The sequence below is a fragment of the Extensimonas perlucida genome (assembly GCF_007655255.1).
Taxonomy (GTDB): Bacteria; Pseudomonadota; Gammaproteobacteria; order Burkholderiales; family Burkholderiaceae_C; genus Extensimonas; species Extensimonas perlucida.
This window is the reverse complement of record NZ_VMYE01000003.1, coordinates 224,116-238,954: the sequence shown is the minus strand read 5'-3', so window position 1 is coordinate 238,954 and position 14,839 is coordinate 224,116. Positions and strand designations below refer to the sequence as shown.

Sequence of the window (14,839 nt, the reverse complement as noted above, 5' to 3'; positions counted from 1 at the left end):
ACAAAACGCATGATGAGCAAGATTCGCTTCGGTTTGATCGCTCGCATTGCGCTCGTAGTGGTCGCGATCGAAGTGCTGGCCTTCGGTGCGCTCGGTTGGTTCTATATCGACCGCTTCAGCCACTCGATTGCCGAGCGCACCTATGCACGCCTACACCAGATCGGGCACATGATCGCGGCCGAAGAGCTGCCCCTGGGGATGGTGGCGCGGCCTTCCATCATGTCCGACCTGGTGGGTCTGCCGTATCTCGAGGGTATGGTGATCGGCGGCAATGGCCGCGTCATCGTGGCGAGCAACCCGGCGCAGCTCGGGCGCCTGGCCGTGCAGTTGCCGGGCTTCGAGGCTGCGTGGCTGGCGCCGGATGCGCCCGAGGATCGCTTCGTCACGCAGGGCGATGCGCTCACCTTTGTGCTGCGTCCGCGCAGCGCCGCCGATACCGCGCCCATCTACACCACGGTGCTCACGGTGAGCACCGCGCCGCTCGCGGCCACGCAACGCGCCATCGCCTGGGGCGGGCTGGTGGGCTCGCTGATGTTCATCGTGCTCACCTCCGCAGGCATCGTGCTGTTTGCGCAGCGGCTGATCACGCGGCGCGTTGCGCTGTCGCTGCAGGTGCTGGAGCGCGTCGAGCAGGGCGAGCTCGATGCGCGCATACCCGTCACGGCCGAGGACGAGCTCGGGCTGCTGCAGCGCGGCGTGAACGCAATGACGGACCAGCTCGCCCGCCTGCTCGCGCAGCAGCAGCGCCATCTCGAGGCGCTGCGCGCGCAAAAAGAACTGCTCGCTTCCGTGATCGACAACGCGCCGATCCGCGTGTTCTGGAAAGACCGCGACTCGCGCATCATGGGTTGCAACCCCCGGTTCGCGCACGATGCCGGCGCGTCCGCGCCCGAGGAGCTGGTGGGCAAGACCGATGATGAGATGCCCTGGCGCGCTCAGGCCCATGCCTACCGTGCCGACGATCAGCGGGTCATGACCAGCGGCCAGCCCAAGCTCGACTACGAAGAACCACAGACCACGCCCGAGGGCCGCACCATCTGGCTCAGCACCTCCAAGGTGCCGCTGCGCGACGCTGCAGGCCAGGTCTCGGGCGTGCTGGGCATTTACGCCGACATCACCGAGCGCAAGCAGGCACAGGAGCAGGTCCACCGGCTCGCCTATTTCGACGCCCTGACGGGCCTGCCCAACCGCACGCAGCTGCTCGAGCGCCTGCGCCAGACCATGGCGTGCTGCAGCGGCAGCGCCTGCGAAAGCGGCTTTTGCGGCGCGCTGCTGTTCATCGACCTCGACGACTTCAAGGCCATCAACGAAACCGCCGGGCACGACATGGGCGACATGTTGCTGCAGCAGGCGGCGCAGCGCCTGCGCGCCGCCGTGCGTCCCGAGGACGTGGTGGCGCGTGCGGGCGGCGATGAATTCATGGTGCTGTTGCCCCTGCAGGCCGCGAGTGAAGCGGCCATCGTGCAGCACGTCGAGGCCGTGGGTGCGCGCATGCTCGAAGCCCTGGGCCAGAACTACCAGCTGGGCGATATGGTTTTTCGCTGTACCGCGAGCATAGGCGCCACGTTGCTGCGCGGACGCGGCGTGTCGGTGGACGAGCTGTTCAAGCAGGCCGACGTGGCGCTGTACCAGGCCAAGGACGCCGGGCGCAACGCGCTGCGTTTTTTCGACGCCGAGATGGCCCAGGCCGTGCGCGAGCGCGTGGCGCTCGAAAAAGACCTGCGCGAGGCCTTGCCGCAGGGCCAGCTCGCACTGCACTACCAGCTGCAGGTCGATGGCGCAGGGCGTGTCACGGGCGCCGAGGTGCTGCTGCGCTGGCAGCACCCGCAGCGCGGCATGGTCTCGCCCGCCGCCTTCATCCCGCTGGCCGAAACAACGGGCCTGATCCTGCCCATAGGCCAGTGGGTGCTGCGCGCGGCCTGCGCGCAGCTCGCCGCATGGGCTGCGCAGCCCGAAATGGCGCAGCTCACGCTCGCGGTCAACCTCAGCGCACAGCAGCTGCGCCAGGCAGACTTCGTCGAACAGGTGCTGCAGGTGCTCGATGAAACGGGCGCGAATCCGCAGCGCCTCAAGCTCGAGCTCACCGAGAGCATGCTGGTGACCAACGTCGAAGACGCGATCGACAAAATGCAGACCCTCAAGGCGCGCGGCGTGCGCTTTGCGCTCGACGACTTCGGCACGGGCTATTCCTCGCTCGCCTACCTGCGGCGCCTGCCGCTCGATCAGCTCAAGATCGACCAATCGTTCGTGCGCGACGTGCTCAGCGACCCTAGCGCCGCGGCGCTCGCGCAGTCCATCGTCGCCCTTGCGCAGACCATGGGCCTGGGCGTGATCGCCGAGGGCGTGGAGACCGCAGCGCAGCGCGAGTTTCTGGCCCGCGTGGGCTGCCACGCCTACCAGGGCTACCACTTCGGCCGCCCCGTGCCGCTGCCGGAGTTCGAAGCGCAAACACGGACACTGAGTGCGGCGGGCTGAAAAACACGTGCCGCCCCGCAATCCATCCTCTTGCCCATGAATAAGAACCTTGCGCTGCTGACCCTGTGCCAGGGTCTTTTCCTGACCAACAACGTCGTCTTCATCGCCATCAATGGGCTTGTGGGGCTGGAGCTTGCGCCGCAGGGCTGGATGGCCACGCTGCCGGTGATGGGCTATGTGGTCGGCGGGGCGCTTTCGACCGCGCTGGTGGCGCGCAGCCAGGCGCTGTGGGGGCGCAAGGCTTCGTTCCAGGCGGGGCTGCTGGTGGCGCTGCTGTCGGCGCTGCTGTGCGCCTGGGCGGCGGTGGGCCGGCAGTTCTGGCTGCTGTGCGCGGCCACCGTGGTGGCGGGGTACTACAACGCCAATGCGCAGCTGTACCGCTTTGCCGCGGTCGAGCTGGCGCCGCCGCACGCGCGCGAGCGCGCCGTCTCTCTCGTGCTGGCGGGCGGCCTGATCGGCGCCGTGGCCGGGCCCTACCTGGCGCGCGTCACGCGCACGCTGTTTGCTGTGCCTTTTGCGGGCGCGTACCTGGCGCTGGTCGGCGTGGCGCTGCTGTCCATGGCCTGCATGGCGGGCATACGCTTTCCTGTGGCTGCGCAGTCCAAGGCGCTGTCCAACGCGCAGAGCGGCGCGGCCGCCGCAGTTCCTGCCGCAGGCCGCAGCGTGGCCGAGCTGCTGCGCGCGCCGGCGTTTGCCGTGGCCGTGCTCGGTGCGGCGCTGGGCTACGGTGTCATGAACCTGCTCATGGCCGCGACGCCGCTGGCCATGCAGGTCTGCGGCTTCAGCTTCGACGACGCGGCCCAGGTGCTGCAGTGGCACGTGATCGGCATGTTCGCGCCGGGCTTCTTCACGGGGCGCCTGATCGAGCGCTGGGGTGCCGTGCGCATCATGGCCGTGGGCGTGCTGCTCAACCTTGCCTGCGTGGGCGTGGCGCTGCTGGGGTTGGAGCTGCGGCATTTCGGTGTGGCGCTGTTTTTGCTCGGCGTGGGCTGGAACTTTCTGTTCACGGGCAGCACCACGCTCGCCGTGCAGGCCTATCGCCCCGAAGAAAAAGACCGCGCCCAGGCGGCGATCAACTTCTTCGTCTTCGCCACCATGGCCGTGACCTCGTTCTCCTCGGGGGCGCTCGTGACCACGCAGGGCTGGGTGCTGCTCAACTACGGCTCGCTCGCGCCCATCGCGCTCGTGGCGCTGGGCTTGCTGTGGCTCGTCGCGCGCCAGCGGATGCTTGTAAAACAGTAGCTGCTTGTGCTTGCTGTATCTGCGTAAACGGCCATTTTTGCTGGTATAACGCAATGGCCGCCTTCTCTGCACTGCCCATGCGCCGCAGCCACTTGGGCATACGAAGGTCATCCATCGACGGGCTTGACTATGATCGTTGCACCGATCCGCACCAACCACCCACCGGAGCAAACCCATGATAGACCTCTACACCGCCGGCACGCCCAACGGCCACAAAGCATCGATCGCGCTCGAAGAGCTCGGCCTGCCCTACGAGCTCAAGCTGCTCGACCTAGCCAAGAACGAGCAGAAGTCACCCGAATTTCTCGCCATCAACCCCAACGGCCGCATCCCCGCGATCGTCGATCACGATGAGGACGACTTTGCCGTGTTCGAGTCCGGCGCGATCCTGATCTACCTGGCCGAGAAAACCGGCCGCCTCATGCCCACCGACCGCAAGGGCCGTTCGCGCGTGATCCAGTGGCTGATGTTCCAGATGGGCGGCGTGGGCCCCATGATGGGCCAGGCGAACGTGTTCTACCGCTACTTCCCCGAAAAAATCCCGCCCGTGATCGACCGCTTCCAGGGCGAGTGCAAGCGATTGTTTCGCGTGCTCGACGGCCACCTCAAAGACCACGAATACCTTGCGGGCGACTACTCGATCGCCGACATCGCCAACTGGGCCTGGGTGCGCACGCACCGCTGGTCGGGCATAGAGATCGACGACCTGCCGCACCTCAAGCGCTGGCGCGACGCCATCCGCGCGCGCCCCGCGGTGCAGCGCGGCATCGAGCGCCCGCCATCCAAGATCGACCTCACGCGCGACGGCGAGGACAAGGCCGCGCAGTTCTCGCAAGAGGCGCGCGGCATGGTCGAGATGGGCCAGTCCAAAGACGCCGCGCCGCCGGCACGCTGATATTCCTCGATTCATTTGCAAAAAAGGAGACGACGATGCTGCTCTACACCACCGCGCGCGCCCCGAACCCGCGCCGCGTGCTCATGTTCCTGGCCGAAAAAGGCATCCACGACATTGCGCTCAAGGAAGTTGACATCAACGCGCAGGAGCACAAGAGCGAGGCTTTTCGCGCCAAGAGCCCGCTGGCCAAGGTGCCCGCGCTCGAACTCGACGATGGCCGCGTGCTGACCGAAACGCGCGCCATCTGCACCTACCTCGAAGGCCTGCACCCCGAGCCCAACCTCATGGGGCGCGACTTCGAGGAGCGTGCCTTCATCGAAATGGCCGACCGCCGCGCCGAGTGGTATTTGCTTGCCAACATCGCCAACTGCGTGCGCCACACGCACCCGGGCCTCGCGCCGCTCGAGCAGCCGCAGTTCCCCGACTTCGGCCACGCGCAGGCGCGCAAGGTGCGCGAGGTGGCCGGCTGGTTCGACGAGGTGCTCGCGCGCCAGCCCTGGGTCGCGGGCGAGCGCTTCACGATCGCCGACATCACGGCCTTTTGCGCGATCGAATTCGCCAAGCTCATGAAGTTCAAGCCCGCCGACGAAGGCTTTGCCGCGCTGCAGGCCTGGCGCGACCGCGTCGCCGAGCGCCCTGGTGTGCGGCACTGCAAATAACTGCACATGAAATCCCGCCTTCGTGCTCAGGGCGGCGTTGCAAATCCTCGCGATAGCTACGGCTATCGCTGCGGTTTGCGCCTTGCCCTGAACGCGAATCCATCGATTTCATGATGTGCGGCTACTTGCAGTGCAGCACACTAGGAGCCTGTCGGACTTTGGAATCGTCGGCTGCGAATGCGCCGCAGCGGCCCATTTTTCACCGGCTTCTTGCCCCATAGTCCCGCTATGGGGCGGCGAATCCGGCAAAAACTGGCCTCGCTGGGGCGCATTCTCGCTTTCGACGCCCAAAGTCCGACAGGCTCCTAGCGCGCGTGTAAGCGCTCTATGGGCCGGCGGCAACGAGGTGAGTTCGTCGCTGAAGAAGCGATCCGGGACGGAGCTTCCGTGAGTTTGGCGTCCCGCCACATTGCCGCAGCAGCCCGCCCCGGCGCGCGCCGGGCCCGTTCAGCGTTGCCTTACTTGATCCACAAGCGCAGCGCATCCCAGGCGCGGCCCAGGAAGCCGGCCTGCTCCACGCCGTCCAACGCCACGAGCGGCACTTCGTTGAGCGGCTGCGCATCGAGCACGATTTTGAGCGTGCCCACCTGCTGGCCCTTGGCGATGGGCGCCACGAGCGGGTCTGGGCGCACGATCTGGGTGCCGATCTTGCCTGCGCTGCCCGCAGGCACGGCGACGATGAGGGGCTCGGGGCGGCCGAGCTTCACGTTGCTCTGCTTGCCCTTCCAGACGGGCGGCGTGACCACGGGCTGGCCGGCGTCGAACAGCTTGACGGCGTCGAACGCGGTATAGCCCCAGTTGAGCAGCTTCTGGCTCTCGTTGGCGCGCGCGTTTTCGCTCGCGGCGCCGAGCATCACCGACAGCAGGCGGCGCTGCCCGACCTTGGGCACCTCGCGGTGCGCCGTGGCGACGAGGCAATAACCCGCGGCCTCGGTGTGGCCGGTCTTCAGGCCATCGACCGTGGGGTCGCGAAACAGCAGCAGGTTGCGGTTGTTGCCGTTCGATGCGGGCGTGCCGGGGTAGGCGTAGTGCTTGGTCGCGTAGTAGTGCATGAACTGCGGAAAGTCGTGCATCAGCCGCGTCGCGAGGATGCCGAGGTCGCGCGCCGTGGTGGTGTGGCCGGGTTCGGTCAGGCCCTCGGGGTTTTTGTAGCTGGTGTTCTTCATGCCCAGCGCCTTGGCCTGCTCGTTCATGAGGCGCACGAAGTTTTCCACCGTGCCGCCCACGCCTTCGGCGAGCGCCACGGTGGCGTCGTTGCCTGACTGGATGATCATGCCGCTGAGCAGATCATCGACGGGCACCTGCATCTTCGGGTCGATGAACATGCGCGAGCCGGGCATCTTCCAGGCGCGCTCGCTCACGGGCAGCTTTTGCTGCAGGTTGATCTTTTTGGCGCGCAGCGCGTCGAACACGAGGTAGGCCGTCATCAGCTTGGTCAGCGAGGCGGGCTCGACAGGCATGTCTATGTCCTTGCCCGCGAGCATCTGCTGCGCCGTCACGTCGAGCAGCAGATAGGCACGCGCGGCGATTTCGGGCGGTTGTGGGGTCTGCGCCTGTGCGAGCAGCGTCGTGCCGGCCAAGCCCAGGGCGAGGGCGAAATTGCGGAAGGTGGCAAAAAGGCGTTGCATGAGAAAACCAATCCAGAAAAAGGAAGGAGGTGTCGCAAGGGCGCGCAGTGCGAGCGCCGCGGGCAGCCGTCAGGCGTCGTCCGCCGTCGCGCGCAAGTGGCGCAGCACCAGGCTCTTGAGCAGCGGCAGCTGGCCGTGGAAAAAATGCCCGCCACCCGGGATCACCGTCACGGGCAGCGCCTGCGGGCGCGCCCAGTCGAGCACGCTGGCCAGCGGCACGACGTCGTCTTGCTCGCCGTGCAGCACCAGGGTGCGCAGCTGCGCCTCGGGCGGCACGGGCGCGACGGCAAAGCGCGTGGTCGCCGTGCCCACGAGCACTACGTGCGCGATGCGCCGCTCGGGCCACAGCGCCGCGAGCGCGTGGCTCGTGACGAAGGCACCGAACGAGAACCCGGCCAGCGCGAGCGGCTGCGTCGGCAGGCCATCCTGCGCGGGCGGCGCCAGCTGCTGCACCACGGCGAGCAGGTCCTGCAGTTCGCCGCGCCCCTCGTCGTGCGTGCCGCTGCTCGCGCCCACGCCACGGAAGTTGAAGCGCAGCGCCGTCCAGCCCGCCTGCACGAAGGCGCGCGCCAGCGTCTGCACCACTTTGTTGTCCATGGTGCCGCCGAACAGCGGGTGCGGGTGCGCGATCACGGCCACGCCGCGCGGCGCGGCAGCGGCGGGCACGTCACGCGCCACTTCAATCGTGCCTGCGGGGCCTGGCAGCAGCAGGCGTTCGGTGTGGGGGTTCATCGGAAATACTTAGGTTTTGATAGCTGCTAGCGCTTGATACAAGAGCACTAGAGGCCAAAAAGGCTTGAAAGTTCCTCGGAGCAGATTCTCAATGCCCCACATCGGGCGGCAGCAGCAGGCGCTCGACCACCTGGCCGTTTTGCAGGTGCGAGTGGAAAATTTCCTCGATGTCGCTCGCGTCCACGTAGGTGTACCAGACGGCTTCGGGATAGACCACCGCCACGGGCGCGCCCGCGCAGCGGTCCAGGCAGCCGGCCTTGTTCACGCGCACCATGCCGGGGCCGGACAATCCGGCTTCCTTGACCAACACCTTGCAGCGTTCGAAAGCTGCCTGCGCGCCATGCTGGCCGCAACAGGCCTCGCCGTTCGGGCGTTCGTTGAGGCAAAAGAAGATGTGGCGCTGGTAATACGACGAAGCGCCAGGCGTCGGGGTCTTGGTGTCGCTCATGGGCGGCAATCGTACCGCGCTCCGCTGGTCACGGCAGACCCGCCCCGGCGGCGAACCCGATGGGGTTTACAAATCTTTACCCCATGGAAAGGAACTCCGCATCGGCAACGAGCCTCTACTGCCTACGATAGCAAGTTGGTTGGTTGCGGTTTTTTGTCGTTGCGAAGCCTTTCGGTGCCGGGTGTGCCGAATGAACCTCCCAGGGTGTCCTCCTCCCTCCCTCTCTTGTTTGCTCTGGGACGCTTCGCAACGTTTTTGTTTTTTCAGCGCACAAAAGCACGAGCAAAAGCACAAGCGCCCAGCGGGCCCCTGCGCCATCCGGCAGCTGGGCGCCGTTTTTGTGTGTGCGGCTTGTGCGGGGGGCGCAGCCTCTCAGGCTGCGGGCGGGCGGGTGTCGGCGAAGCTCGGGCGCTGCATGAGCTTGTCGAGCAGCTTGCCCAGGTTCGGGTACTGCGCGCGCCAGGCGACTTGCGGAAAGCGGAACTCCAGCCAGCCGAGCGCCACGCCCACCGCGATGTCCGACAGGCTCAGGTGGATGCCGCTGCAATAGGGCTTGTCGCCCAGCCCCAGGCTCATGGCCTTGAGCGCCTGCTGCGTCTTGCCGAGCTGACGGTCTATCCAGGCCTGGCTGCGCTCACTCTCTTTGCGGCCCGGCCAGGTGGCCTCGAGCCGCGCCAGGATGGCGGCGTCGAGCAGACCATCGGCCAGCGCCTCCCAGGTCTTCACTTCAGCGCGTTCACGCCCTTGCGGCGGAATCAGCTTGCCCACGGGCGAGAGCGTGTCGAGGTATTCGACGATCACGCGCGAATCGAACACGGCCTCGCCGCCTTCGAGCACCAGGCAGGGCACCTTGCCCAAGGGGTTGGCACTGGCGATGGTGGTGTCCTGCGCCCAGACGTCATCGAGCACGAACTGGTAGTCGAGCTTTTTTTCGGCCAGGACGACGCGCACTTTGCGCACGTAGGGGCTGGTGAGCGTGCCTATCAGTTTCATGGTTTTGCTTCCGGTACGCTGGGGAGATTCGTGGGCCATTTGCAACCGATTCTATCGAGAGCAGTCTGAGGGCGAAGCGCGGGCGCACCGCGCGTAGTTGCTGTGCCGCCCTACGACCTACAATCGCGCGCCATGAGCCTCTCCACCCTCACCGCCCTGTCGCCGCTGGACGGCCGCTACGCCGCCAAACTCGCTGCCCTGCGCCCCATCATGAGCGAGCATGGTTACATGCAGCGCCGCGTGCAGGTCGAGGTGGCGTGGTTCATCGCGCTGTCGGACGCCGGCTTTGCCGAATTCAAGCCGCTGAGCCCGGGGGCGCGCACCTATCTGCTGGGCTTGGTGAAAAACTTTTCCGAGGCCGACTCGCGCGCCATCAAGGACATCGAAAAAACCACCAACCACGACGTGAAGGCGGTTGAATACTGGATCAAGTCCAAGTTCGAGGCGCGGCCCGAGCTCGAGAAAGTGGCCGAGTTCGTGCACTTTGCCTGCACCAGCGAAGACATCAACAACACCAGCCATGCGCTGCAGCTGCGCGCCGGGCGCGATCAGGTCATCCTGCCGGGGCTGGACCGCGTCGTGCTCAAGCTGCGCGAGCTGGCGCACCAGCATGCCGCCGTGCCCATGCTCAGCCGCACGCACGGCCAGACGGCGAGCCCGACCACGGTGGGCAAGGAAATGGCCAACGTGGTGGTGCGCCTGCAGGCGGCCTGCGCGGCCATCGCCAATGTGAAGATTCTGGGCAAGATGAACGGCGCCGTGGGCAACTACAACGCCCACCTCTCGGCCTGGCCCGACTTCGACTGGGAGGCGTTCAGCCGCAAAGTGGTTGAAACCCCCGAGCCGCTGGGCCTGGGCCTGCACTTCCAGCCCTACAGCACGCAGATCGAGTCGCACGACTACATGGCCGAGCTGTTCGACGCGGTGGCGCGCGCCAACACCATCCTCATCGATCTGGCGCGCGACATCTGGGGTTACGTGAGCCTAGGCTATTTCAAGCAGCGCCTGAAGGCGGGCGAGATCGGCTCGAGCACCATGCCACACAAGGTCAACCCGATCGACTTCGAAAACGCCGAGGGCAACCTGGGCCTGGCCAATGCGCTGCTGCACCACCTGAGCGAAAAGCTGCCCATCAGCCGCTGGCAGCGCGACCTGACCGACAGCACGGTGCTGCGCAACCTCGGTGTCGCTTTTGGCTACGCGGCGCTGGCCTACCAGTCGCTGCTCACGGGCCTGGAAAAACTGGAGCTCAACGAGGAGGCCCTGGCGCGCGACCTCGACGCCGCCTGGGAGGTGCTGGCCGAGCCCATACAGACCGTGCTGCGTCGCTTCGGTGTGCAGGGCGCCTACGAAAAGCTCAAGGAAGTCACGCGCGGCAAGACGGTGACGCCCGCAGCGATGCAGGAGCTGATCCATAGCCTCGCCATCCCCGAGGCCGAAAAGAACCGCCTGCTCGCCATGACGCCCGCCAGCTACATCGGCAAGGCCGCAGAGCTGGCGCGGCGCGTTTGAGATTTCGGCACGAAATTGCCTTTTTTCGCAGTCCCAGAGAGCGTGACAAGCTACTGATGTAGTAGCATTCTGGCTGTCTGAAAAAGCCACCACTGCGCCGGGGGCAGGATCAGCGTATGCCTCCGACATAGCGTGGCGCTTCGGGTGGCGCAGGCGGTGGCGCCGGAGCTGGAACCTGCGGTAACGCGGCGCCCGCGCCCATGGCGCCCATGGCGCGCTCGAGCTTGTCAGCCCACTCGGACAGTTCGGGCGTCTGGTCTTCGGCGGCGCGCTGGCGTGCAAAACGCACGATTTCGCGCGCATAGTCGGCATTGCAGGCCATCCATTCGGTGTCCGTCACGCGCCCCGTCTTGCGCCGCAGCAGCACATGCAGGTGCGCCGCGATAGCCAGTTTCTCGCTCTCCAGCATGCTTCGACTCCTTGCGTTCTTTTCGCCACCCGCTTGCGCCATCAATGACCCAGCCGCTCTCGCTGCTGGGCGATATCCAGCCCGGTCAACTCGCTTTGCGCATCCACGCGCAAGCCGACCACCAGGCGTGTGATCCACAAGCACAGCGCGGTGCCGACCAGGCCGTACACCAGCACTGCCGCCACGCCCAGGGCCTGCGTGAGCACGTCGCCCCGCGCCCCGGAGACCACCGGGTCGGCAAATACGCCCGTCAACAAAGAGCCGACGACGCCGCCCACGCCATGTACGCCGAACACGTCCAGCGAATCGTCCGCGCCCAGCAGGCGCTTGAGCCCCGTGGCGCCCCAATAGCAGGCCACTCCCGCGATCAGCCCGATCAGCAGCGCCGAGCGCAAGGTGACGAAGCCGGCGGCAGGCGTGACCGCCACCAGCCCGGCCACCAGCCCCGAGCACAGGCCCAGCAGTGAGGGGCGTCCGCGCGCTATCCATTCGGCAAGCATCCAGGCCAGTGCGCCCGCCGCGGCCGCGAGGTGCGTCACGGCCATGGCCAGCCCGGCGCGCCCATCGGCGGCGACGGCCGAGCCGGCATTGAACCCAAACCAGCCCACCCACAGCAGGCCCGCGCCCACCATGGTGAAGCCCAGGTTGTAGGGCTCGAACGGCTCGCGGCCGTAGCCTTGGCGTGGCCCCAGGATCCAGGCGCAGACCAGGCCCGCAACACCGGCGTTCACGTGCACCACCGTGCCGCCGGCAAAATCCAGCGCCCCAAGCCGCGCCAGCCAGCCGCCAGGCTCCCACACCCAGTGCGCCACCGGCACGTACACGCACAGCGACCACAGGCCCATGAACCACAACAGGGCGGAAAAGCGCATGCGCTCGACCAGCGCGCCCACGACCAGAGCGGCGGTGATGAGGGCAAAAGTCAGCTGGAACATGGCATAGACCGATTCGGGAATGTGCGGCGCAATATGGCTTACCGCGACCAGGCCTGCGCCCTGCTGCAGGTCCAGCCCGGCAAAACCCAGGCGCTCTCCGCCGCCCAACCATGGGCTGCCCGGCGTGAAGGCCCACGAGTAGCCTGCGGCAAACCACAGCACACTCACCAGCGCGGCAATCGCCACCACGCTGGCCATGGTGTTGAGCACGTTCTTCTTGCGCACCATGCCGGCGTAAAACAGCGCGATGCCGGGCAAGGTCATCAGCAGCACCAGCGCCGTGGCGGTGATCATCCAGGCAGTGTCCCCCGCGCTGATGCTGCTTTGCGCCACGAGCGCAGGCGCAGTCAGCGTTGCCGGCGCAGCCGGGGCCAGTGCCAGCGCGGCGCCGGTGCCCGGCGGTGTCTGGGCCAGGGCAGCGGTACCAAGCCCGAGGATTCCAGGCACTGTGATTCCAAGCCATCGAAGCAAGGCTGCGCGCATCATGAACGCCTTTCTGTAAAGAGGAGTAACGAGGAACCCCTTGCACAAGACGTGCCAATGGACCCGGCGGCATGCGGCGTGGTGGCTGCGGGCGTGCTGGGTTGCGGCGAGCGGCGGGGGCGGGAAATCCCCAATGCACCAATGCAGTGAATGCGCTTACAGTCCCCTCACTCGAAAGCGCTGCCTGCGCCAAACGAGGGAGCCGAGGAGACACCCACAAGCACACAATCCTTTCAAAGCGCCCCATGAGGTGCACTTTTTCCAGCGTCGGTGATCCCGGCGCTTTTTTTTGCCAAAAATGCGGAAAAGTCCAGCTGCATCGTGCGTTGGATGCTCTTCAGTCGGTAGCTTTTTGGGGCGGCGACAATACCCGCATGGAATGGATTGCGATGGCGCTCGCCGCCTTGCTCGCGGGTTTTGTCGATGCCATCGTCGGTGGCGGAGGGCTGGTGCTGCTGCCGGCCCTGTTTGCGGCTTTTCCGCAGGCGGCTGCGGCGACCCTGCTGGGCACGAACAAGGCCACCTCGGTGTGGGGCACGGCCATGGCCACCTGGAATTACAGCCGGCGCGTGCCGCTGCGCTGGAGCGCCATGCTGCCGGCCGCAGTGGCCGCGTTTCTTGCGGCGTGGGCCGGAGCCTGGGCTGTCACCTTGATCCCCGGAGATACGCTGCGCCGGCTGCTGCCCCTGGTATTGCTCGCCGTACTCCTTTATACGCTCTCTAAAAAAGAGCTTGGAAGGCAGCATACGCCCAGGTATTCAGGCAAAAATGAGGCTATTTTTGCGAGCCTGATCGGCGCGGGCGTCGGCTTTTACGATGGATTTTTCGGGCCGGGGACGGGCAGCTTTTTCATTTTCCTGCTCGTGCGCGTGCTCGGGTATGACTTTCTCAACGCCTCGGTGTCGGCCAAGCTGCTCAACTTTGCGAGCAATGTCGCCGCGATCCTGCTGTTTGCGAGCAAAGGCCACGTGTGGTGGTCACTCGCGCTCACGCTGGGGGCAGCCAACGTGCTGGGCAGCGTGCTGGGCACCCATCTGGCGTTGCGACACGGAGCCGGCTTCGTGCGCGGTATTTTCATCGCGGTGGTGGGCGTTTTGATTTGCAAGACAGGGTGGGATGCTTTCCTGCGCTGAAGCTAGGAGCCTGTCGGACTTTGGAATCGTCGGCTGCGAATGCGCCGCAGCGGCCCATTTTTTACCGGGGCGATTTCAAGTCCGAAGTGCAACACCACCCCATCAGGTAAATTGCGCAGATGAGCAGCAGATACACACCATTGCAGCCCGAGGAACGCATCACACGGGCCTCACTGACCCAGCAAGGCAGCAGCCAACGCTTCATCGCCCAGCTGCTCGGGCGCAGCCCCAGCACCATCCGCCGCGAACTGCAGCGCGGGCGCTGGTGAGCAACTTCATCGCTGTGCGCGAGGATTCGCCGCTGGCCCGTGCGATCGGCGGGGTCGAGCGCTCCAACGTGGGCAACCGCATCCAGTCGGCTACGTTCCAGCCCGTGGCTGCCGGCGCCGGCACGTTGTTCCATGCGCTCTGAACGTGGTGGCCTGCTGGCCATGCTGGCCCTGTTGATCGTGACCGTGGTCTGGGGCACGACCTTTCCGGCGATGAAGCTGCTGTCGGCGCAGCTCGACGCGCTGCAGATCATCTGGCTGCGCTTTGCCATTGCCTCGCTCGTGCTCGCGCCGCTGTGGCACGGCATGCGCGGGCCCGAGCGGGCGTGGGGCGGCCTGCTCGGGGTCTTGCTGTTCGTCGCGTTTTGGCTGCAGATCGAGGGGCTCACGCGCACCAGCAGCAACCGCAACGCCTTCGTCACCGGGCTCAATGTGCTCGTGGTGCCGCTGTTGGCCATGCTGGTGCTGCGGCGTCGCTACGGCTGGCACCTGTGGGCGGCCTGCGCCCTGGCCTGCGCGGGCATGGCCCTGATGTTCCGCGCGGACGCGCCCTGGAATTTCGGCGACACGCTCACGCTGGTGAGTACGCTGTTTTATGCGCTCTACGTCCTCGCGCTCGAAGAATGCGCGCGCCGCACGGCGGCCCAGCCGCTGCGCGCCACGCGCATGGCCGCGGTGCAGGCGGGCGTGATGTGCGCTGCCGCGACGGCGTTGCTGCTCGCGCGCGGCAGCGGCCTGGGCTGGCTTGCGTCGCTCGGGCGCCTCGACGCCACAAGCTGGGGTGCGCTGCTGTATCTCGGGCTCGTCGCCAGCGCGCTCGTCGTGAGTTTGCAGGCCTGGGGGCAGCAGCGCGTCGATGCTGTGCGCAGCGCCATCGTGTACGGGCTCGAGCCGGTGTTCGCCGCGCTCGCCGCGTGGGCGCTGCTGGGCGAGCGGCTTGGCTGGACGGGCAGCGCAGGCGCGGCGCTGATCGTGGCTGCGCTGGTGCTGAGCCAGTTACAGTCGCCGAGCTCGCGCAAGTTCTGA

General features: G+C 66.6%; 15 protein-coding genes and 2 pseudogenes. 9 read left to right on the top strand and 8 right to left on the bottom strand.

Annotated elements, in window-relative coordinates; translation table 11 throughout:
- Positions 1 to 12 precede the first annotated feature (12 nt).
- The 4 genes from FK527_RS05065 to FK527_RS05050 all read left to right on the top strand — a co-directional run bounded on the left by FK527_RS05065 (position 13) and on the right by FK527_RS05050 (position 5,271).
- Positions 13 to 2,475, top strand: a complete 2,463-nt coding sequence (locus FK527_RS05065; RefSeq protein WP_186298386.1) for a putative bifunctional diguanylate cyclase/phosphodiesterase — start codon at positions 13 to 15, stop codon at positions 2,473 to 2,475.
- A gap of 36 nt (positions 2,476 to 2,511) precedes the next feature.
- A complete protein-coding gene (locus FK527_RS05060) occupies positions 2,512 to 3,717 on the top strand; it encodes an MFS transporter (RefSeq protein WP_144730654.1) in 1,206 nt (401 codons plus the stop codon).
- Positions 3,718 to 3,892: 175 nt separating this feature from the next.
- Positions 3,893 to 4,612 (top strand): glutathione S-transferase family protein, encoded by a 720-nt coding sequence (locus FK527_RS05055; RefSeq protein ID WP_144730651.1) that lies wholly within the window; start codon positions 3,893 to 3,895, stop codon positions 4,610 to 4,612.
- 35 nt (positions 4,613 to 4,647) lie between these two features.
- Entirely contained in the window at positions 4,648 to 5,271 is a 624-nt protein-coding gene (locus FK527_RS05050) for a glutathione S-transferase family protein (protein ID WP_144730648.1), read from the top strand.
- 108 nt (positions 5,272 to 5,379) lie between these two features.
- Here FK527_RS05050 and FK527_RS05045 read toward each other — a convergent pair whose 3' ends face one another.
- The 6 genes and pseudogenes from FK527_RS05045 to FK527_RS05025 all read right to left on the bottom strand — a co-directional run bounded on the left by FK527_RS05045 (position 5,380) and on the right by FK527_RS05025 (position 9,072).
- Positions 5,380 to 5,562: a hypothetical protein gene (locus FK527_RS05045; RefSeq protein WP_144730646.1), complete on the bottom strand. Its 183-nt coding sequence runs from the start codon at positions 5,560 to 5,562 to the stop codon at positions 5,380 to 5,382.
- A gap of 167 nt (positions 5,563 to 5,729) precedes the next feature.
- Entirely contained in the window at positions 5,730 to 6,899 is a 1,170-nt protein-coding gene (locus FK527_RS05040; RefSeq protein WP_144730643.1) for a D-alanyl-D-alanine carboxypeptidase family protein, read from the bottom strand.
- Between the two features lie 69 nt (positions 6,900 to 6,968).
- Complete coding sequence (locus FK527_RS05035) at positions 6,969 to 7,631, bottom strand: alpha/beta hydrolase (protein WP_144730640.1); 663 nt, start codon at positions 7,629 to 7,631, stop codon at positions 6,969 to 6,971.
- Positions 7,579 to 7,695: pseudogene (locus FK527_RS17775) on the bottom strand (hypothetical protein); the annotation flags it as partial. The gene FK527_RS05035 and the pseudogene FK527_RS17775, both read right to left, overlap by 53 nt.
- 24 nt (positions 7,696 to 7,719) lie before the next feature.
- Positions 7,720 to 8,079, bottom strand: coding sequence for a (2Fe-2S) ferredoxin domain-containing protein (locus FK527_RS05030; protein WP_144730638.1), 360 nt, complete (start codon positions 8,077 to 8,079; stop codon positions 7,720 to 7,722).
- 372 nt (positions 8,080 to 8,451) lie between these two features.
- Positions 8,452 to 9,072 (bottom strand): glutathione S-transferase family protein, encoded by a 621-nt coding sequence (locus tag FK527_RS05025; protein WP_144730635.1) that lies wholly within the window; start codon positions 9,070 to 9,072, stop codon positions 8,452 to 8,454.
- A 132-nt stretch (positions 9,073 to 9,204) separates the two neighbouring features.
- Here FK527_RS05025 and purB point away from each other — a divergent pair, with 132 nt between their 5' ends.
- Positions 9,205 to 10,584 carry an adenylosuccinate lyase gene (purB, locus tag FK527_RS05020; RefSeq protein WP_144730633.1) on the top strand — a complete coding sequence of 460 codons (1,380 nt, stop codon included), beginning with the start codon at positions 9,205 to 9,207 and terminating at the stop codon, positions 10,582 to 10,584.
- A gap of 109 nt (positions 10,585 to 10,693) precedes the next feature.
- Here purB and FK527_RS05015 read toward each other — a convergent pair whose 3' ends face one another.
- Together FK527_RS05015 and FK527_RS05010 are read right to left on the bottom strand one after the other, a co-directional pair.
- The gene (locus FK527_RS05015) at positions 10,694 to 10,993 is read right to left on the bottom strand and encodes a hypothetical protein (RefSeq protein WP_144730630.1); all 300 of its coding nucleotides are present in this window, start codon (positions 10,991 to 10,993) and stop codon (positions 10,694 to 10,696) included.
- Between the two features lie 41 nt (positions 10,994 to 11,034).
- Positions 11,035 to 12,411, bottom strand: a complete 1,377-nt coding sequence (locus tag FK527_RS05010) for an ammonium transporter (RefSeq protein ID WP_144730736.1) — start codon at positions 12,409 to 12,411, stop codon at positions 11,035 to 11,037.
- A 374-nt stretch (positions 12,412 to 12,785) separates the two neighbouring features.
- Here FK527_RS05010 and FK527_RS05005 point away from each other — a divergent pair, with 374 nt between their 5' ends.
- From FK527_RS05005 to FK527_RS04990, 4 genes and pseudogenes are all read left to right on the top strand, one after another.
- Positions 12,786 to 13,544 carry a sulfite exporter TauE/SafE family protein gene (locus FK527_RS05005; RefSeq protein WP_144730628.1) on the top strand — a complete coding sequence of 253 codons (759 nt, stop codon included), beginning with the start codon at positions 12,786 to 12,788 and terminating at the stop codon, positions 13,542 to 13,544.
- 119 nt (positions 13,545 to 13,663) lie between these two features.
- A complete protein-coding gene (locus tag FK527_RS05000; protein WP_425460407.1) occupies positions 13,664 to 13,813 on the top strand; it encodes a helix-turn-helix domain-containing protein in 150 nt (49 codons plus the stop codon).
- Positions 13,807 to 13,923: pseudogene (locus FK527_RS04995) on the top strand (amino acid ABC transporter permease); the annotation flags it as partial. The gene FK527_RS05000 and the pseudogene FK527_RS04995, both read left to right, overlap by 7 nt.
- A gap of 22 nt (positions 13,924 to 13,945) precedes the next feature.
- Complete coding sequence (locus FK527_RS04990) at positions 13,946 to 14,839, top strand: DMT family transporter (protein WP_144730624.1); 894 nt, start codon at positions 13,946 to 13,948, stop codon at positions 14,837 to 14,839.

Coding starts and splice junctions, on each gene's coding strand:
- FK527_RS05030 (WP_144730638.1), bottom strand. CDS start 8,079: ATGAGCGACACCAAGACCCCGACGCCTGGCGCTTCGTCGTATTACCAG.
- FK527_RS05050 (WP_144730648.1), top strand. CDS start 4,648: ATGCTGCTCTACACCACCGCGCGCGCCCCGAACCCGCGCCGCGTGCTC.
- FK527_RS05055 (WP_144730651.1), top strand. CDS start 3,893: ATGATAGACCTCTACACCGCCGGCACGCCCAACGGCCACAAAGCATCG.
- purB (WP_144730633.1), top strand. CDS start 9,205: ATGAGCCTCTCCACCCTCACCGCCCTGTCGCCGCTGGACGGCCGCTAC.
- FK527_RS05015 (WP_144730630.1), bottom strand. CDS start 10,993: ATGCTGGAGAGCGAGAAACTGGCTATCGCGGCGCACCTGCATGTGCTG.
- FK527_RS05040 (WP_144730643.1), bottom strand. CDS start 6,899: ATGCAACGCCTTTTTGCCACCTTCCGCAATTTCGCCCTCGCCCTGGGC.
- FK527_RS05010 (WP_144730736.1), bottom strand. CDS start 12,411: ATGCGCGCAGCCTTGCTTCGATGGCTTGGAATCACAGTGCCTGGAATC.
- FK527_RS05005 (WP_144730628.1), top strand. CDS start 12,786: ATGGAATGGATTGCGATGGCGCTCGCCGCCTTGCTCGCGGGTTTTGTC.
- FK527_RS05000 (WP_425460407.1), top strand. CDS start 13,664: ATGAGCAGCAGATACACACCATTGCAGCCCGAGGAACGCATCACACGG.
- FK527_RS04990 (WP_144730624.1), top strand. CDS start 13,946: ATGCGCTCTGAACGTGGTGGCCTGCTGGCCATGCTGGCCCTGTTGATC.
- FK527_RS05025 (WP_144730635.1), bottom strand. CDS start 9,072: ATGAAACTGATAGGCACGCTCACCAGCCCCTACGTGCGCAAAGTGCGC.
- FK527_RS05060 (WP_144730654.1), top strand. CDS start 2,512: ATGAATAAGAACCTTGCGCTGCTGACCCTGTGCCAGGGTCTTTTCCTG.
- FK527_RS05035 (WP_144730640.1), bottom strand. CDS start 7,631: ATGAACCCCCACACCGAACGCCTGCTGCTGCCAGGCCCCGCAGGCACG.
- FK527_RS05065 (WP_186298386.1), top strand. CDS start 13: ATGAGCAAGATTCGCTTCGGTTTGATCGCTCGCATTGCGCTCGTAGTG.